Annotated in this window: 15 protein-coding genes; 10 read left to right on the forward strand and 5 right to left on the reverse strand. The window is 62.2% G+C overall.

Annotated elements, in window-relative coordinates:
- The first annotated feature begins 160 nt into the window (after positions 1 to 160).
- On the forward strand, positions 161 to 775 hold the full coding sequence (locus LQK83_RS15840) for a hypothetical protein (protein ID WP_230838365.1): 615 nt from the start codon (positions 161 to 163) through the stop codon (positions 773 to 775).
- On the opposite strand, the gene LQK83_RS15845 is transcribed toward LQK83_RS15840, so the two are convergent.
- The gene (locus LQK83_RS15845) at positions 776 to 1,282 is read right to left on the reverse strand and encodes a GNAT family N-acetyltransferase (protein WP_230838366.1); all 507 of its coding nucleotides are present in this window, start codon (positions 1,280 to 1,282) and stop codon (positions 776 to 778) included.
- A gap of 438 nt (positions 1,283 to 1,720) precedes the next feature.
- On the opposite strand from LQK83_RS15845, the gene LQK83_RS15850 reads away from it, so the two are divergent.
- The 3 genes from LQK83_RS15850 (at position 1,721) to LQK83_RS15860 (ending at position 4,309) form a co-directional block, all read left to right on the forward strand.
- On the forward strand, positions 1,721 to 2,056 hold the full coding sequence (locus LQK83_RS15850) for a hypothetical protein (RefSeq protein ID WP_230838367.1): 336 nt from the start codon (positions 1,721 to 1,723) through the stop codon (positions 2,054 to 2,056).
- A gap of 215 nt (positions 2,057 to 2,271) precedes the next feature.
- Positions 2,272 to 2,955 (forward strand): winged helix-turn-helix domain-containing protein, encoded by a 684-nt coding sequence (locus LQK83_RS15855; protein WP_230838368.1) that lies wholly within the window; start codon positions 2,272 to 2,274, stop codon positions 2,953 to 2,955.
- Complete coding sequence (locus LQK83_RS15860) at positions 2,942 to 4,309, forward strand: sensor histidine kinase (RefSeq protein WP_230838369.1); 1,368 nt, start codon at positions 2,942 to 2,944, stop codon at positions 4,307 to 4,309. The genes LQK83_RS15855 and LQK83_RS15860 overlap by 14 nt, the downstream gene beginning before the upstream one ends.
- Before the next feature lie 15 nt (positions 4,310 to 4,324).
- On the opposite strand, the gene LQK83_RS15865 is transcribed toward LQK83_RS15860, so the two are convergent.
- Positions 4,325 to 6,670 carry a heavy metal translocating P-type ATPase gene (locus LQK83_RS15865; protein WP_230838370.1) on the reverse strand — a complete coding sequence of 782 codons (2,346 nt, stop codon included), beginning with the start codon at positions 6,668 to 6,670 and terminating at the stop codon, positions 4,325 to 4,327.
- A 195-nt stretch (positions 6,671 to 6,865) separates the two neighbouring features.
- On the opposite strand from LQK83_RS15865, the gene LQK83_RS15870 reads away from it, so the two are divergent.
- The gene (locus LQK83_RS15870) at positions 6,866 to 7,078 is read left to right on the forward strand and encodes a helix-turn-helix domain-containing protein (RefSeq protein ID WP_230838371.1); all 213 of its coding nucleotides are present in this window, start codon (positions 6,866 to 6,868) and stop codon (positions 7,076 to 7,078) included.
- On the opposite strand, the gene LQK83_RS15875 is transcribed toward LQK83_RS15870, so the two are convergent.
- Together LQK83_RS15875 and LQK83_RS15880 are read right to left on the reverse strand one after the other, a co-directional pair.
- Complete coding sequence (locus LQK83_RS15875) at positions 7,067 to 8,695, reverse strand: GMC family oxidoreductase (protein WP_230838372.1); 1,629 nt, start codon at positions 8,693 to 8,695, stop codon at positions 7,067 to 7,069. The two genes, LQK83_RS15870 and LQK83_RS15875, sit on opposite strands and share 12 nt — an antisense overlap.
- 91 nt (positions 8,696 to 8,786) lie before the next feature.
- The gene (locus LQK83_RS15880; protein WP_230838373.1) at positions 8,787 to 11,309 is read right to left on the reverse strand and encodes an alpha/beta hydrolase fold domain-containing protein; all 2,523 of its coding nucleotides are present in this window, start codon (positions 11,307 to 11,309) and stop codon (positions 8,787 to 8,789) included.
- 264 nt (positions 11,310 to 11,573) lie between these two features.
- On the opposite strand from LQK83_RS15880, the gene LQK83_RS15885 reads away from it, so the two are divergent.
- The 3 genes from LQK83_RS15885 to LQK83_RS15895 all read left to right on the forward strand — a co-directional run bounded on the left by LQK83_RS15885 (position 11,574) and on the right by LQK83_RS15895 (position 14,436).
- Positions 11,574 to 12,593 (forward strand): alpha/beta hydrolase, encoded by a 1,020-nt coding sequence (locus LQK83_RS15885; protein WP_230838374.1) that lies wholly within the window; start codon positions 11,574 to 11,576, stop codon positions 12,591 to 12,593.
- 85 nt (positions 12,594 to 12,678) lie between these two features.
- Complete coding sequence (locus LQK83_RS15890) at positions 12,679 to 13,662, forward strand: alpha/beta hydrolase (RefSeq protein ID WP_230838375.1); 984 nt, start codon at positions 12,679 to 12,681, stop codon at positions 13,660 to 13,662.
- A gap of 114 nt (positions 13,663 to 13,776) precedes the next feature.
- Entirely contained in the window at positions 13,777 to 14,436 is a 660-nt protein-coding gene (locus LQK83_RS15895; RefSeq protein ID WP_230838376.1) for a TetR/AcrR family transcriptional regulator, read from the forward strand.
- Between the two features lie 15 nt (positions 14,437 to 14,451).
- On the opposite strand, the gene LQK83_RS15900 is transcribed toward LQK83_RS15895, so the two are convergent.
- Positions 14,452 to 15,849 carry a coniferyl aldehyde dehydrogenase gene (locus tag LQK83_RS15900; protein ID WP_230838452.1) on the reverse strand — a complete coding sequence of 466 codons (1,398 nt, stop codon included), beginning with the start codon at positions 15,847 to 15,849 and terminating at the stop codon, positions 14,452 to 14,454.
- Positions 15,850 to 16,070: 221 nt separating this feature from the next.
- On the opposite strand from LQK83_RS15900, the gene LQK83_RS15905 reads away from it, so the two are divergent.
- Entirely contained in the window at positions 16,071 to 17,111 is a 1,041-nt protein-coding gene (locus LQK83_RS15905; protein ID WP_230838377.1) for an AraC family transcriptional regulator, read from the forward strand.
- Between the two features lie 107 nt (positions 17,112 to 17,218).
- Positions 17,219 to 18,805, forward strand: a complete 1,587-nt coding sequence (locus tag LQK83_RS15910; protein ID WP_230838378.1) for a xylulokinase — start codon at positions 17,219 to 17,221, stop codon at positions 18,803 to 18,805.
- Positions 18,806 to 18,807 lie beyond the last annotated feature (2 nt).

Below are 18,807 nucleotides of genomic sequence, written 5' to 3' on the forward strand. Positions count from 1 at the left end.
CTTTTGGCGGTGATATTTCCGGCAGTGTCGATAAAGCGAAAAGCGCTGCAACGCAACATGGCCGATGGGCTATGTTTAACGCGGGCGCGCAATAGGACCGGCTGGCGAAGGGACGCGGTCTTCGATAAGCTGTCGCTGGGGATTATAAGGGGAAACCAAGATGCGTGCGAACCATGCGCTCTTCGTGCTGGCCATTCTGGCGGCCGGTCCGGCTGCGGCCAATTCGAGCACCTATACCAAACTCGATCTGGACCGTTGCCAGAAACTCTCAAGCGACGACATGGGCGGGCGCATGAAATGTGCCGGCTACAAATCCTATCCCGTCTATTTCGAAGAAGGCGACCTGCGCCAGAGCCTGCGTTATGGGCCGGCGGCCAGAGACCTGATCGAAGACAGCTTCGAGTCCTTCTCCCAGTTCAACAACGTGAACCTGACCATCGAATGGCGGCTGGACAATTCCGGAAAGCCGATCGCGGCGATCCAGCGCTGGTTCACCGACAATCCGGATCCGAAAACGGGCGTATCCTCGCCGAAAAATGCCGGGCAGGTCCTTGTCATCTCCCGCGTCGCACAGCCGGGTGACGGGCTATCCTGTGTCATCGGCTATGTCGATGCCCTGGCCAACCCATCCGCCAACGACATGGCCCGTCGGATCGCGGACGAAAATGCAGCGGAATTCGCGTGTGGCCGCACGGAGGCCGCCTGGGCCGGAACGAAGGGACCGAAAGCCGGAACGCCCACCAGCCACCTGCCGGATCGCCTGAAGGCCGAATGATCAGTTCCAGAGAAAGCCGATCTTCTTGAGTGTGGCGCCGCCGAAATCTTCGGCACCCTCGACGGCGTCCAGGCCGCCATGGTTGCGCAGGAAACGGATCGTCAGATCGCAATCCTCCAGGCACCAGGCGACGAGCCCGCGATAGCCGAGCGAAGACAGCACCGCCCGTCCCTCTGAAAACAGCCGCGAACCGAGCCCGATGCCCTGATATTCGGGCTTCAGGTAGATCTCGTAGATCTCACCTTCCTGCGAAAGGCCGCGCGCGCGGTTGTGACCGACCGTGGCATAACCGGCGATCTCCCCGGCGACATCAGCGACCAGCAGCGTGGCCGGCCCGCGCGAGGCGATCCGCCACCAGCGTTCGCCACGGCGCTCGATCATCTTGATCAGCGGCCTGTGAGGGATGAGACCCGCATAGGTATGCTGCCAGGACAGCCGGTGCGCCTTGGAAATTGCAGGCGCATCCTCGGGATCGGCCCGCCTGATATCGATCGTCAACGTCTTCATAACGCCACTCGTCCTACGCAAAACTTGACAGGTGAGAAGCCATACTAGCGGCCCGCCACCATCGAGCGCCATGGCCCTCATGGCCATCGCCCACCTTACCCACAAAAGATGCGAAAGCTGCTCCCCCAGGATCAGGTATGCCAGGGAGTTAACGACATTTTAACCACCCCCGCAAGCGCGCGACCGGAGAGTCTCGGCAAAAAACACGCGAAGATGACAGCCAGCGGCATTCAGGCCTGCACCATTGCCGAAACGCAATTCGGCACGACAGCGGCCGCCCCTGTCCTGCAAGACCACCCCCCCGCCTGAAACCTCACAAATTTGTAAGGTTTCGGAAAGGCGAGCGTGAAATGCGGGGCGCAATCTCCTTCCCGTCAGCCAGAAAGCTCGAAACGAGCTCCTCCCACAGACGCTGGCGCAATAAAAAAGGAGACCCCCATGACCCGCGCTCACAAGATCATCCTCGCTTCGGCCCTCGTGTTCGGCCTCGGCGGCAGCTTCGCCCAGGCCGCCCCGATGAACGAATACTTTCCCTCATTCCCTGTCGCCAGCACCTCGGATGTTGAGGTTGTCCTCATTGACGGCCATAACAGGATGAACAAGGACTACAAGTACATGCTGAACCAGCCCGAGATCTACGCTGCGGAAGCGAAGTCGATCCTCGGCAAGAACAAGGCGCTCGCCTCCAAGCTGCGCAGCATGAATGTTCAGCTCAACAACGTCGCCGGCATCGTGCAGGCAAACGACGGCAGCTTCACCGTCGTTCTTCGTTGAACCGGCGCCCGCTTGACCTCGGCAAACCGCTCGGCTTTGACAGCCGGGCGGTTGACGCCTTGGAAAAATCGAGTGTTGAATGACAGGCCGGATGCAGAAATCCGGACAAGCATCGCCGGCAAAGGCGGTTGAGCCGTCTGCCCGCAGGTAGGAAGCTTCGCTCAAGAAAAACATGGCATCGTGCCTGTGCAAGCATAATGCCGGAACGGATCGAAATGCGCATACTGGTCATCGAGGACGATGAGAAAATGTCCGCCTTTGTTGCCAAGGGGCTGACGGAGGCCGGTCATGTCTGCGATGCGTTCCGCGACGGCAGGGACGGACTCTTTCAGGCGACGCAGGACCGGGATCACTATGATGTGCTGATTGTCGATCGCATGTTGCCCGGTCTCGACGGCCTTTCGCTGGTCAGGGCAGCACGCGCGGCGCTCGTCAAGACGCCGGTGCTTTTCCTGACTGCCATGGGCGGCGTCGATGACCGTGTGGAGGGGTTGGAAGCCGGTGCGGATGACTATCTGGTCAAGCCCTTCGCCTTTTCCGAACTGCTCGCCCGGCTAAACGCGCTTGCCCGCCGTCCGCCCGTGCAGGAACAGCGGACAGTTCTCAAGGTCGCTGATCTGGAGCTCGACCTCGTGCGCCGCAAGGCACACCGCGCCGGCCAGCCTATCGAACTCCAGCCGCGTGAATTCCTTCTTCTGGAAACGCTGATGCGCGCCGAAGGCCGCGTGCTGACGCGCACCATGCTGCTCGAAAAGGTCTGGGATATCCATTTCGATCCGCAGACCAGCGTCGTCGAAACCCATATCAGCCGGCTGAGAACCAAGATCGACAAGCCCTTCGACATCCAGCTTCTGCACACCGTGCGTAATACCGGATACAGCATCCATGCACCCGGCTAAGTTCTGGCGCAGTACGCCCTTCCGCCTGGCCGTCGCTTATGCGCTGCTCTTCGTGACGTCGTCGCTTCTGGTCTATTTCCTGACCTACGAACTCCTGCGGCGCGAACTTTACGCCACGCTCGACGCATCTGTCGCGGAGACCTACTCCGTCATCCAGTCCACCTACTCGTCCGGACGGATCGACGATTTGCAGAAGGTGATGGAGGCTTTCAGCAAGCTGGAGAAAGGCTACCTGAGCGTCTTCTATCTGGAAGCGCCGGACGGCAAGCGCCTTGCCGGCAATGTGACGATTTTCAAGAATGTGAACGGGGTCCAGACGGCCACCGGTGCGGAACTCGGTCTTACAACCGGCGGCCGCTTCCGGATCTTTACCGGCGCGATCGACGGCAACCGGCTTCTGGTCGGACAGAGCCTGGGCGCCACCGACGAACTGGCTCACATCATCTTCTCCAGCTTCGCCTGGATGACGGTTGCAACGTCGCTGCTGGCCATTGCCGTGGGTATATTTCTCGCCCGCCGCGCCCAGGATCGCATCGCTGCAATTGCGCAAACGATGAATGAGATTTCGGACGGGCAGTTCTCCAAACGGGTACAGCTGGCTGGCCGCGGCGACGATATCGACCTCATTTCCGGCCAGATCAATGCCGCCTTGGACCGTCTGTCCGATCTGATGGCGGGCATGAAACAGGTCAGCGCCGACATTGCCCATGACCTGAAAACGCCGCTGAACCGGCTGAAGCTGATCCTCGAGGAAGCCGCGATCCGACAGGAGAGTGGTCAGGCAGTCGGCGATCAGCTCCAGGAAGCGCTTGTCGAAAGCGACCGGATCAATGGCACGTTCCAGGCGCTGCTGCGTATTTCGCAGATTGAGGCCGGCACCCGCAAATCGCGCTTCACACAGCTCGACATGAAACAGATATTCGAAAATGTCGCGGAGATCTTTTCAGGCGTTGCCGAGGACAATGGGCAGACGATCCATCTCATAGCGACACCGGTCGGCGCATTTCCGATCGAGGGCGACAAGGAGTTGCTGACACAGATGACGGTCAACCTTGTCGAAAACGCCATCAATCACTGCCCGGAAGGTACACGAATTACCCTGTCGCTGGAGCGGCAGGGCCGCGCTTTCGCCGCCATTGTTGCCGACAACGGGTACGGCATCGAGGAAGGCGAACGCGAAAAGGTTTTCCGGCGGCTCTATCGCCTCGACAAAAGCCGCAATTCGCCCGGCCATGGATTGGGGCTGAGCATGGTCAAGGCCATCGCGGACCTCCACCGTCTGACCATCAAGATCGAAGACAATCGACCCGGCGCGCGCTTCGTGCTCACCTGGGCCGACCAGACCGCCACCTGAACGCGTCCGGCCCTGTTACTTCTCGTCGCCCTCGAGCGAGGGCGAAAGAAGCCGCAGCGCGTTCATCGTCACCAGCACCGTCGCGCCCGTATCCGCCAGGATGGCGGGCCACAGGCCCGTGACCCCCATGACCGTCGTCACGAGAAAAACCGCCTTCAGCCCGAGCGCGATGGTGATGTTCTGCGCGATGTTCGCCATCGTGATACGGGAAAGCTTGACCATCCGGGCAATGTCGCTGACCCGACCATGAAGCACCGCCGCATCGGCGGTCTCCAGCGCGACATCCGTACCGCCGCCCATCGCAATGCCAATGTCGGCAGCAGCAAGCGCTGGCGCGTCGTTGATCCCATCTCCGACCTTGCCCACGACAAGGCCCTTCGACTTCAATTCGCCGACGATCCTCTGCTTGTCCTCAGGCAGAAGTTCGGCGCGCACGTCATCCATGCCCAGTTGGGCGCCAATGGCCTTGGCGGTGCGGCTGTTGTCACCGGTCAACATCACCGTTCGGATGCCCAGGTCCATGAGGCTCCGAAGGCCATCCCGCGCATCGGCCCGGGGTTCATCACGCATGGCCAGCACACCGGCAATCCGCGAACCGACAAGCAGAACAGACACCGTCTTGCCATCGTCGTTCAGCGACCGGATCCGCTCTTTCAGCTCCGCAGAGAGCGGCGTCATTTCCTCGGCGGCCTGGGGTGAGCCTAAGAACACATCCTCTTCGCCGATACGGGCAGTCACGCCCTTCCCTCCGAGAGCCTTTGCGCTCAAGGCCGAAGGAAAGGCCACACCCACCTCAGCCGCCTTGTTCAGGATCGCTACGGCAAGCGGATGGCTGGACCCGGCCTCAAGCGCTGCGGCGAGCCCGAGAACGTCGTTTTCCGATCCGTCCACAGCAATCAGGTCCGTCACCTTCGGCTTACCTTCTGTGAGTGTGCCCGTCTTGTCGAGCGCTACGACTGTCAGCTTGCCAAGGCCTTCCAGAACGGCTCCGCCCTTCAGAAGCAGGCCACGCCTTGCCCCTGCGGAGAGCGAAGCGGCAATCGCAGCCGGGGTCGAGATGACAAGCGCGCAGGGGCAACCGATCAGCAGCACGGCAAGCCCCTTGTAGACCCACTCGGACCAGGACGCACCGAAACCGAGCGGCGGAACCACCGCGATCAGCGCACCGGCAGCCAGAACGCCCGGCGTGTAATAGCGCGAGAAGCGATCGATGAACCTCTCGGTCGGGCTCTTCGATTCTTGCGCCTCCTCGACCAGTTTCACGACCCGTGCAATCGTGTTGTCAGCCGCCGCTGCCGTGACGCGGATCTTCAGAACGGCTTCGCCATTGATCGTGCCGGCAAAAACGCTCTCATCCTTCTCCTTGCGGACGGGAACGCTTTCCCCCGTCACCGGCGCTTCATTGATGGCGCTTACCCCCTCGACGATAACACCGTCCGCCGCGATACGATCGCCGGGTCTGACAACGATGATCGAACCGATCTCGAGCGTATCGGCCTGTACCTCGTGCGTCTTGCCGCTCTCCTCGAGGAGGGCCGTCTTGGGAACAAGTTTCGTCAGGGACTGGATACTGGCGCGGGCGCGTCCGGCGGCAATCCCTTCCAGCAATTCCCCAACGAGGAAAAGGAACACCACAGCAGCGGCTTCCTCGCTCGCGTCGATGATCACCGCTCCAACCGCGGCGATCGTCATCAGTGTTTCTATGGTGAAAAGTATCCCGGCGCGCGCTGCGGCGAACGCACGCAAAGCGATCGGGACAAGCCCGACCAGCATGGCCGCGACAAACGCGTAGGCCGCAATAGAGGGCACGAGATATCCGACCAGATAGGCAACGACCAGCGCCACGCCGCTCGCCAGCGTCAGGAGAGCCTTTCGCGACCTCCACCACGGCCCGTTCGTGGGACCGTGATCATGACCATGAAGGCCAAGTTCGCTGGCAGGCGCGCCATGATCGTGAACACTATGCCCATGATCATGTTCGCCTTCATGATGCGCTGCGTGATCATGGGCCTCATAGCCGCAACATCCGTCGGAGCCGTGATGATGTTCATCCCCGGCATGATCGTGATCGCTGCATGAGGGACCGTGATCGGTGGGGGCGAGCGGGACCTGCACCTTGCGCTCGGCTGCATCCGCACCCGCCTTCACCGCCAGGCCGTAGCCAAGTTTGCGGACCGTCTTTTCCACGGCAGGGAGATTTTCTTCGCCGGCGAAGTTCACGGTCATCGTACCTGCCGTTGCCGAAACGGAAACATCGACGACGCCGGGCAGCTTCCGCACGGCCGTACCGATCTTGGATGCGCAGCTTGCGCAGTCCATGCCCTCCACGCTGTAGCGCATTTTGCCGGATGTCGTCGCCATGATGGCCTCCTTGAATCTCTTTTTCTTCGGCTACACCCTCTAGCGACTAGAGGGTCAAGCCTTCGCTCGGAGATTGTTCGGAGATGGATACGGACCTTTTCAAAAACCGCATCCATACCGCCGATGGCCACGATGGCCCGGCGTGCCCATGCATTGGGCAGGTCGTAGATGAACGCCCAGCTTTGCGGGTGGACCGTGAAACGCCGGCTTCAGGCCGAGGGGACGACCCTCCGCGCGCTCGGCCGAGGGCCGCAGGCTGAAGCCCTCCCGGCGGAGGATGCCCTGACGATCGCCGGACAGCTCGGCTTCAGCGACCTCTCCAGCTTCTCCCAGTCCTTCAAGCGATGGACCGGCATCTCGCCCAGTCGCTATCGCAGCCGCGCACGCGCGACCGTTTCAGGTGATTAGCCGCTCGCTTTCCTCCCGCGCATTGACGCCGAGGATCAGATCGGCCGCCTTCTCACCGATCATCGCCGTGGGCGCCTGCGTGTTTCCGCTGACGAGGCTCGGCATGATCGAAGCGTCGGCCACCCGCAGCCCCGCAAAACCGCGGACACGCAATTGCGGATCAACGACCGAACCCGCATCACCGCCCATGCGGCAGGTGCCGACCGGATGGTAGATGGTGTCGGCATGCGCGCGGATGAGTTCCCGCAGTTGCGCATCTTCGTCGCGGCCTGTCCCGTAAACCAGCTTCGCCCGCATCGAGGCCATGGCGGGGGCCGCGAGAATGCGCTGAGAGATTTTCGCCCCGGCGACCAATGTCTCGAGATCGCGCTCGTCACTGAGGAATTTCGGATCAATCAGGGGTGCTGCGCGCATATCCGCGCTCGCCAGCCTGACCTCGCCGCGGCTATGAGGCCGAAGCGCACAGACGTGGAGCGAATAACCACGGCCCAGATGCAGCTTGCGATTATGATCGTCTACGATGCCAAGGCAGAAATGCAGTTGCAGATCGGGACGGTGGAACGCCGGATTGCTTTTCACGAAGCCGCCGGCCTCGGCCACATTCGTCGTCAGCATTCCGCGCCCATCGCGCTTCCAGGGCCCGAATGCACCGATGCCCTGGCCAACCACGCCAAGGCTCACGCCAAACAGGCCCTTTGCATTAGCCCGCGCGCTGATGGTGTAATCGAGGTGATCCTGCAGATTGGCCCCGACTTCGCGCAGGTCGTGGATGACCGGAATGCCGAGGCTCGCCAGATGTTGCGCCGGCCCGACACCAGAGGCCATCAGCAATTGAGGAGTGCCGAAAGAGCCGCCCGCGAGAATGACCTCCTGCCTCACGGTCAAACTGCGCTCGGCGCCACCCTGACGGTAGCGCACACCGACCGCGCGCTTGCCTTCGAACACGACGCCCGAGCACTGAGCGTCGGCGATGATGACGATATTGCTCCGCTTGCGCGCGCCTTCGAGATAGGCGCGGGCCGCGCTGAACCGACGGCCTGCCTTCTGGAAGACCTGATATTCGCCGACCCCTTCCTGAAGGGGACCGTTGAAATCGGGATTGTAGGCATAGCCGCATTGTTGCGCCGCCTTCACGAAGGCTTGCGTGACGGGATTGTCTTCGCGCAGGTCTTCGACGCGAAGCGGGCCGCCGGTGCCATGCAGCGCATCCGCGCCACGCCCATTGTCTTCGGCGCGCCTGAAATAGGGCAGTACCTCAGACCAGGACCAGCCGGTGCAGCCCGCATCGGCCCAGCCGTCATAGTCCTCGCGTTGGCCGCGAATGTAGATCATCGCGTTGATGAGGCTCGACCCGCCAACACCGCGTCCACGTGGCTGAAAACCGCGCCGGCCATTCAGGCCCGGCTGCGGCACGGTCTGATAGGCATAATTGTGCCGACCGCGAAAGGCGACCAGAGCGGCGATACCCAGCGGGATATCGGACAGGAGGGAGGCATTGGCAGGCCCGGTCTCAAGAATGGCGATGGTGCAATCAGCCCGCGCTTCGGCAAGCCTTGAAGCGACCGCGCAACCACCCGGTCCGGCCCCCACGACGATATAATCCGCTGACTCAATCATGATCCCTCCTTTATCGTTGATTTGAGGCGAGCACTGTCTTGCGGTGCTGCTCCTTCATGCCTCGGCGACTCTCTACGACGCCGGACCTGTTTCAGGCGTCGACGCTCTTGCGCGCCCGATCTTCCGAACCGGACAATGTCGCCCGCCGCGATCCCGTCTTCACGCAGCAGCGGGCAAACGCACCGGCTGCAGCCAGCGTACGGCGCGCCGAAGACAGGTAGGTGGCCTGAAGATGGAAGACGTGCCAGCGTTGCGCATGGATTTCGAGCCGGCAATCGACGCCCTGACGACGGGCTTGTTCGGCGAGACGTGTGGCATCGCTCAGCAGGATTTCCTGATCGCCGACTTGGATCAGCATCGGTGGCAAGCCGTCCAGCGCGGCCTGAAGCGGCCTCTGCACCAGAACCTCGGCGGGCAGTCGATACCATTTGAGCGCCTGCGCGAGCCAGCCGCGCCGGATCATCGGATCGTCCACCTTGGCTGCACCGCCACCGAGCGCGGGATCGGTAACCGGCGAGAAAAGCACAAGCCCGCCCGCGCGTTCCTTGCCCTCGTCGCGCAGCATGATGGCGAGCGCGAGCGCGAGGCTTCCGCCTGCAGAATCTCCGGCAATGACGATATCCTCCGCGCGGTGCCCGGCACGGCGCATGGCCTGCCAGGTGGAGAGTGCGTCTTCAAGCCCGGCCGGATAGGGATGTTCAGGCGCCAGTCGATAATCCGGCACCCATACGGCCATGCCGGCGGCCTCGGCGAGCCGTGTCGTGACCGAACGATGCGATCTCGCATTGCCCAGGCAAAAAGCACCGCCATGCAGGTAAAGCATCGCGCCCTGCGCCGTTGCGCCATCAGCCTCGCGCGGCGTTAGAACATCGACCCGCAGCGTGCCGATATCAGCGCGCCTCTCTGCAACACCAGCCACCCCGGGCATGGAGGTTGCCAGCACGGAGACGACGACGCGCTGGAAACTGGCCGGAAACGGCGGCCCGATCAATGTCCGGAAGACGCTGCGAAGAAAGCCGCGCAGAGCAACCGCGTTGATGCGCTCGGCAAGGTCTTGCGGCGGCAGGATGACTTGCGCGCCGTCCACGCTGTCCGACGACCGGCTGAAGCGATAAGCGTCGAGGCTGAGGCGGCGGGTCAGCCAGCCATACGACAGGGTAAAGCCCGGCCAGTTGGTCGTGTTGCGGCCCTGTTCGTTGACATACCAGCTCTTACAGCCGTTCCAGACCGTCTGCGCCAACCGCATCTGTATGCGCGCGTCCTGCTTTTCGAATACGTCGTTGCCGATCTCGATCCGGCTCGCTCCGGCCGCAGTCATACGGTCGATGCAGCGCATGATGTGCGCGATCTGAGACTCCAGCATGTAGACGATGGAGTTGTGGCCGAGATTGGTGTTCGGACCATAAAGCATGAAGAAATTCGGGAAGCCCGGCACCGACATCCCGAGATAGGCGGACGCGCCCGCACCCCAGGCATCGTTGAGATCGACACCATCACGCCCGGTGATCTCCATCGGGCTCAGGAATTCGGTCGCGGCAAAGCCCGTGCCATAGATCAGGACATCGAATTCACGTTGCTTTCCGTCAGCGGTCTCGACGCCGCGCGGCGTCAGGCGGTGAATGCCTTCCGTCACCAGAGCGACATTGGGCCTGGCCATTGTCGGCAGATAATCGTTGGAAAGGAGCAGACGCTTGCAGCCGATCGGATAATCGGGCGTCAGCTTTGCCCGAAGCGCCGGATCTTTGACCGTGCGCTTTAGCATCCTGCGGAAAGGCCAGCCGGCAGCGACTTCCATTAACTGCTTGACCCGCGTGAATGCGAGCGCCCGCGCCTCGTAGCGGAGATAAATCTGCAGGCGATGCAGTTTCATCGCGAACGGGCTTTTGGCGAAGCGCTGCCTTTCGCGCGCCGAGTAGGCGCGATCCGGCTTTGGCAGGATATAGGCCGCCGAACGCTGGAACACCGTCATCTCTCCGACAGTGTCGGCAATCGCCGGCACGAACTGGATCGCCGACGCACCCGTCCCGATCACACCGACCCGTTTGCCCTCCAGCGGGATCGAATGATCCCAAGTGGCGGAATGGAAAACGGGGATCTGCACGTTTTCGCTGCCCTGAATGCGCGGAAAGGCCGGGCGGCTCAATTGCCCCACGGCGCTGATCAGCAACCGCGCCGACAGCGACTGCCCATCGGCGAGCCTGACCATCCAGCAATCCGCGCGCTCGTCATAGCTGGCGCTGCGAACCTCCATACCAAAGCGAACATGATCCCGGATGCCGAGCACATCCGCGCACTGCTCCAGATAGGCATGAATTTCCGACTGCACCGCAAAGGTGCGTGACCAGTTGGGATTGGGAGCGAAGGAGAAGGAATAGAGATGCGATGGGACATCGCATGCCGCGCCAGGATAGACATTGTCGCGCCATACGCCGCCAACAGTCCGGGCTTTTTCCAGAATTACGAAACGATTGATGCCACGGCGTTTCAGACTGTGCGCCATGCCGAGTCCGCCAAAACCGGCGCCAATGATGATCGCCTCAAGCATATCTGCATGCACACGCGCACCCAGCCGCGAATGCAGCTCGGATTCGCGACCAATGTTAGTCGTCGCCATAGTCTCCTCCACTCCGGCGGTGCCGGACCCATCAGTCGAGACTGTCGGACTTCCTGCCGATGCGGAAGATTTCAGCAGGTCATGATTTTATTTTCTGGGCCAAAGTGATCCTGGCGGTCCGACGGCCACCATTGTCGTGCGCCCGACGCGGCGAACGGACCAATCACGGCTTCTCTGTTCCCACGAAATTTGTCGCGGGCCATATTCTTTACAACCATAGTAAAAGCTATATAATCATTCGATAAAATAGAGGGAACCAAGATCATGAGTTCATCACCCCTGAAATGGGTTGCGCGCGCGACATGCCGGCTGCCGGTCCCGGTCATGAAGCTTCTGAGCGGCAAGCCGCATGAAATCGAGGGCAAACGCCTCGATCCCGTGGTGCAGTTCATGGTGCGGCACTTCGCCGATCCGCCGGGCACACTCGATTCAGTCGAAAAGACCCGTGCCGGTTTCGACCTGCAAGGCGACTGGCTGACCCATCCGCCCGCACCTGGCGTCAGGATCGAGCCCTGGCTGGTTCAGGGGCCTGCCGGCCCGATCCGCTGCGAAATCCATCGCCCGGCTGCCCTGCCCCGCGCGAATGCGCCGGTGCTCGTCTTCTATCACGGCGGAGGCCATGTGGCAGGCTCACTCGAGTCTCACCGCGAAGTCTGCCGACAACTGGCGCATGAGGGCCAATGCGCTGTCGTCGCCGTCGATTACCGGCTTGCCCCGGAACATCGCTTTCCGGTCGGCATCAGGGACTGCCTCGCGGCCTTCGATGCGGTGGTTGTCGAAGCCGATACGCTCGGCTTCGACCGTCGACGGGTCGCGGTGGGAGGCGACAGTGCCGGGGGCAACGCGGCGGCCGTCGTGGCCCAGCAACGCAGCAATGCTCCTTTCCCGCCCCGGGTCCAGATGCTCTGGGTTCCGTGGCTCGATATGAGCAAGCAGTCGCGCTCCTACCAGCTTTTCGCGGAAGGTTTCTTCCTCGAAAAGGCAAAGATGGAATGGTACACCGACCTCTATCTCAGCAAACCGGAAGACGCCCTCGACCCGCTGGCCTCACCGCTTCTCGGCGATGTGCAAGGCGTCTGCCCGGCCGTGCTGCTGATCGCTGGCTTCGATCCGCTGCGCGACGAGGGCCTCGCCTATGGCGCGAAGCTGAAGTCAGCCGGCATCCCGACGCATGTGAAAGTTTTCGAGGGTCTCGTTCATCCCTTTATCAACGTGGCAGGTTTCGTGCCGGCGGCCAATGCCGCTTTCACTGAAGCCATGCGACTTCTCAGAGAGCGGCTGTGACCCCGGCCACTCGACAAGAGCCCGCCCGGGAACAAGCCCCGGGCGGGCGCTATCTTCGTCATCCATGATCCTAGAGTCACGAGACATGATCTTTTTCAGCATTTCGGTCGCCCTGCTAGTGTTCGTCCTTGCGAGCATCGCCTGGGCAAGCCGTCGCAGCGGGATCAGCATGCGGGCCTGGGCCGTCATAAAGCTGCTGCCGATCCTCTATGGCGCGAGCAACGATCCATCCGTCTTGCTGTCCGAAATCGAAAAGGACCGGCGGCGCGGCCTGGCGCTCCCACCCCGCGGCCTGCAAAAGAAATGGCATATCCGCGACACGGCAGGTCGCAGCGGGCACCGGTTTGAACTGTCGGCAACGACCGGTCGAACACAGGGTCCACACATCCTCTATTTCCATGGCGGGGCCTATGTGATGCAGCTCATTGCCCCACAATGGTCGATCATCGGCGGGCTCGTTGGACGCACAGGCGGCACCGCGACGGTTGCGCTTTACCCATTGGCGCCTGAGCATGACTGGCGGCAGGGACTTGCAGCCGCAGACACAGCTTTCGACGAACTGGCGGAAAAGGTCGGCGCGTCCAATATCGTTGTTGCCGGGGACTCCGCCGGCGGCGGACTGACTTTGGCGCTCGCCCTCAAACGGCGCGACGAAGGCAAGTCGCTGCCAGCCGGCCTCGTGTTGTTTTCGCCCTGGCTTGATATAACGGTATCCGGCTCCGACCAGCCGGAACTGGAAAAGCGTGACCCATTCCTGAACATCCCGATGCTCAGGCGGGCCGGTGAACTCTGGGCGCGCGACACAGACCGGGCCACCCCCTATCTGAGCCCGCTCTTCGGCGATCCGCAGGGCCTGCCGCCCATGCTGGTCTTTGGAGGCACCCGCGACGTCCTCTATTCCGACGCCCGGCGGTTTGCTGCAAAAGCCAGCCAGGCACGGCTGGAAACATATCCTGAGATGTTCCATGTCTGGATGGCCGCCCCCATTCCGGAAGCGGAACGGGCACTGGATCAGGCTTCAGCCTTCATGCTGGACATCACACGGGCGCGGCTAAAGCCGGGGCTTTGACCGCATGACCGCAAGTCGTTATGGGATGAGTGTTCCGACCTGGGGAGAACACACCGGCTACAGTGCATGGACCTCCAATCTGTCCGTTGATTAGCCGGCTACTGGAATCTGTTGATGACCAAGGACACTGAACCGAAGACGCGGCAGCGTGCAGCGAAGGCGCGGCGGCCAACTCATGCGCGGGCAACGGCGAATTTTGAGAAACTGTTGCAGGCGGCGGCAGACGTGCTCGCGGATGTCGGCTTCGAACGGCTGACGTCGAATGAGATCTGCGCGCGCGCTGGACTTACGCCGCCGGCCTTCTATCACTATTTCAACAACAAGTATGAAGTCCTCGAAGAGCTGGCCGACCGGCTGGTGCGCAAGCAACATGAAAGCTTTTCGGCCTGGTTTGCAGAGTTCTCCGAAAACGGCGGCCGCCTTCCTTCCGCCGAGGCGCTCGAAAAGCTGTTCGAGGCGGCGGTTCGCATTCCGGCGCAGGAGCCCAGCGGGATGTGGACAATCCGCGCCTTGCGTGCGCTTCCCAACCTCGCGCATGTGAGGCTCAAGTGGCAGCGGGTCTATACCGACCAGATCATGGAGGCCGCCCGGCAGCTGGCACCCGATGTGTCGCCAGAAACTCTGTGGACCCGTGTCCGCATCGTCGTCGAATTCGCCTATATCGTCGGCGAACTGGCGATTGAGGAAGATCGTATTCCGCAGGAGACACTGTTTCGGCAGGTCGGCCTGATGTTCGGTGGCATCCTCGAAAAGGTTGTTCTCCCCGAAACATGAAGCATTCGGCCTGACTTACCGTGTCATGAAACGCGCCAACCACTTCGCCATCGCGCCGAAGGGTGGCGAGGCGAGAACCGAGGGATTGAAGAGCCTGATCTTCGCAATGCCGCGGGCGTGGGAAAACCGCACGAATCCATCGAAGCCGTGATAGGCCCCCTGCCCCGACGGCCCGACGCCGCCGAAGGGGAGATCGGTCTGGGCGATATGGAGCAACGTGCCATTGATCGTCACATTGCCGGAAATGGTGTGTCGCAGCAGCCGCTTTTCCGTCTTGCGGTCATGCGTGAAGATGTAGAGCGCCAGCGGCCGCGCTTTTCTGCCGATGAAGGCGATGGCGTCATCGAGGCTGTCATAGGGGACGATGGGCAGGATGGGCCCGAAGATTTCCTCCTCCATCAGCAGGCAATCGACTGGCGGATCGATGACCAGCGTGGGCGCAAAACGAGATCCGGCACCGGAGAGGTCGATGTCGCAAGTCACCACCTTCGCGCCCCGCGCCCGCACTTCATCAATGCCAGCGCCGAGCCGCGCACGAAAGCGTTCAGCGATCAGGCTGGCAAAGTGGCCGGCTGGCGTTGCGTTCGGATAGAAGCTCTCGATGTGCTCTACCAGCGCCGCGACAAGTTGCGGCATCATCTCTCGGGGCACAAGCACGTAGTCCGGCGCGATGCAGGTCTGGCCGGCATTCATCATCTTGCCGAAGGCGATGTCGCGGGCGGCGCGCCCGACCGGATAGTCGGGCGCAATCACCGCTGGCGACTTGCCGCCAAGCTCCAGCGTCAAGGGAGTGAGATGTTCGGCCGCGGCCGCCATCACGCGCTTGCCGATGGCCGTCGAACCGGTGAAGACGAGGTGATCGAACTGCAGCGCGGAAAAGGCCTGCGCGACCTCGACACCGCCCTCGACCACCGTCACCTCCGCCGGGCTGAAATAGTTCGGAATGACTTTCGCGAGCAGCGCGGAGGTTTTCGGCACCAGTTCGGAGGGCTTGATCATCGCCCGGTTACCGGCCGCCAGCACATCGACGAGCGGACCGAGCGCCAGAAGCAGAGGATAGTTCCACGGCACCATGATGCCGATGACGCCAAGCGGCTGATACTCGACCCGGTTCGACACCTGCAGGAATTCCAGCGAACTACCGCGTCGCTGCGGCCGCATCCAGCGCCCGACATGGGCGCGGGCATGGCGCAACTCGGCAAGCAGCGGCGCGATTTCCAGAAGCGTCGTCTCATGGCTTGAGCGCGTCCCGAAATCCGTCGCCACCGCGTCGCAAAAGGCCTCGCCATGTTCCTTGACCAGCCGCCGCAAGCGGTCGAGCCTGTCGCGTCGCATCGCAAGCGATGGATAGGGCTGTGCACGAAACGCCAGGCGTTGACGCTCGAGAGCAACGTTCAGATGTTCCGTTTGCATATCCACACGCCGCTCCCGAGATTGGTCCGCCAGACCGCGAGCTACCGAAGACGGCAATTCGCAGTCTGACAAAGATAGAAGGATCGGCGGCAGCCACAAGGGATGGACGAGGACAGCAAGGGATCATATTCGGCCAGATTGATGCAACACCCGCCTTACCCGTTCCAGCGGAACATGCGATAAGCCGCAGGCGCTTGATACATTTCGCGAGGAGGGGTCACATGAAAACGGTGGATACGCGCTATGTGACGGCCAATATTCCGGCCTTCCTGATCCGCAGCCTCATCGCGACGCTCAACGATCTCGGTTACGCAACGTCGCGGCTGACGGTCGGGTTGGGCGTGAGCCTTGAGGATCTCGCCGATCCCGCCTGCCGCATCTCCTTCCGGCAGGGCCGCGAAATCGTGCTGCGCGCGCTGCGGATGGCGCAAGGGCACGCGCTCGGACTGGAGACCGGCATCCGGGAAAAGATAACCTCCGTAGGCCTCGTTGGTTATGCCATGCTGACGGCAGCCACTGTGGGCGAGGCCGTCAATATCGGTCTCGCGCTCCAGAAGGACACGGGCAGCATGCTCGAGTTCGACACCAAGGACTTGGCCGAGGGCGTCGGCTATACGGCGGCGAGCCGGTTTCCCGACCCGGACATCTATGCCTTTCTGGTCGAGGAAGCCTTTGCCAGCTTTATGGGCATCGGCCGCGAACTGGCGGGCGAGGGCTTCCGGCCGCTGCGCGTCGATCTCGCCTATCCGCCGCCACCTCACGCGGAGGAATACGGTCGCATCTTCGGCTGCCCGATCCGTTTCGGCCAACTGCAAAATGCCTTCGTCTGCGAAACGCGCTGGTACCAGATGCCCATTGCCAGCGCCGATCCGTTCAGCCACCGGCAATTGCTCGAATTCCTCGCCTATAGCCGGCTCAAAAGCCGCGAGGCGGTCGAGATCATCGAGCAGGTGGAGCGCGCGCTCCGGCAAGATCTCGCCGGGCGGAATACGATTGCCGATGTGGCGAAGGAACTGGGCATGAGCGAAAGGTCACTTCGCCGCCGGCTGGCCGAAAGCGGCATGTCGTTCCAGGCCCTGCTGGACGGACTGCGCAAGGGCCGCGCGCTGGAGCTTCTGGCCAATCCGGCCATGCCGGTCGAACAGATTGCCCATGCCGTGGGCTTTACGGACCCGCACAATTTTCGCCGTGCCTTCCGCCGCTGGACGGGCGCTACGCCCAGCGCCATGCGCGCCGATGTGGCTGCGGATTGGCCGAAATAGACCCCTGATCGGACACATCAGCTGCTTTTGGGCCGCCCGGTTTCACGATAGCATTGTGACAAATGGGTGAAGAGCGCCGTCAAGCGCCGCCCTTCCGGGAACGAGCGATGAAGACGTCCGACCAATATATCCTGGCCATCGATCTGGGCACCAGCGGCTGCAAGGTGGGCCTGGTGTCAAGCCGCGGAGCGATTGTCGCCTGGGCGTTTCGCCCGGTCGAACTGCTGGTGGTCGACGGCATCGGCGCGGAACAGCGCCCGGAAGACTGGTGGAATGCCTTTCTGGAGGCAAGCCGGGATGTCCTTTCGCAGCGCGCTGTGCCTGCTGGGCAGGTGGCAGGCATCTGCGCTTCTACGCAGGGCGAAGGCACGATCGCAGTGGACCGCAACGGCCAGCCGCTCACCAACGGGATCACCTGGCTCGACATGCGCGGCGCGCAGCATCTGAAGAAATCGATGCGCGGTGCGCTGAAGGTCGCCGGCTACAACGCGGTCAAGCTGCAGAAGTGGCTTCGCCTCTGCGGCGGCGCGCCTGCCCTGTCTGGGAAGGACCCCGCCGGCCACATGCTCTTTGTCCGCGACGAGCTGCCCGGCGTCTATGAGAAGACCTACAAGTTCCTGAACGTCCTCGATTTCTTCAACCTGCGCCTCACCGGCCGCTTCTGCGCGACGCAGGATTCCATCCTGACCTCCTGGGTCACGGACAATCGCGACGTGAACGCAATCCGCTATGACGACGGCCTGATCGCCGCAAGCGGCATCGAAAAGTCGAAATTCCCTGATCTCGTGCGCTGCACCGATGTCATCGGCACGTTGCTGCCCGAGGTCGCCAACCAGCTCGGCCTGTCTCCTGAAACCCCCGTCGTCGCTGGCGCGATCGATAACTCGGCCGCAGCTATCGGCGCCGGAGCCTATGAAGATTATGAGGCCCATCTCTACATGGGCTCCTCCTCCTGGGTCGGGGCGCATGTGCCCTTCAAGAAGACGAGCGTCTTCGACCAGATCGCCGCCGTGCCCTGCCCCGCCCCGTCGAAATATCTGATGATGGCGATGCAATCGAGCGGCGCGGCCAACATCGCCTTCCTCAAGGACCGCATGGTCTATCACGATGACGGCCTCTACAAGGGCGAACCGACCCCGGATGTCTATGCGGTGCTCGACGAGATTTCCGCCCGCACGCCGGCCGGTGCGCAAGGCATGGTCTATCTGCCATGGCTCTTCGGCGAGCGCAGCCCGGTGGACGATGCCTCGCTCCGCGCCGGCATCTTCAACATGAGCATCGAGCACAATCGCGAGACGCTGGTGCGCGCCGTTTTCGAGGGCGTGGCGCTGAATACCCGCTGGATGATGCGCCCGGTCAACAAGTTCCTCGGCCGCAAGATCGAGGAACTGACCATCATCGGCGGCGGCGCCATGTCCAATTCCTGGTGCCAGATCTTCGCCGATGTCCTCAATGTCCAAATTCGCCAGCCACGCGACCCGATGAAGGCAAACGCGCGCGGCGCGACCTTCATCGCGCTTCACGGGTTGAACATCATGGACATGCAGGACGCAACGAAATCCGTCGTCATCGAGCGAGTCTATGAACCGCAGGCTGCCCATCGTCAGCTCTATGACGAGCGTTTCGGGATTTTCACGGAGCTGCACAAGCGCCTTGCCCCGCTCTACCGCCGCCTGAATGGCGCAAAAGGATGATG

It is taken from the genome of Rhizobium sp. C1 (genome assembly GCF_021026335.1).
GTDB lineage: Bacteria > Pseudomonadota > Alphaproteobacteria > Rhizobiales > Rhizobiaceae > Ensifer_A.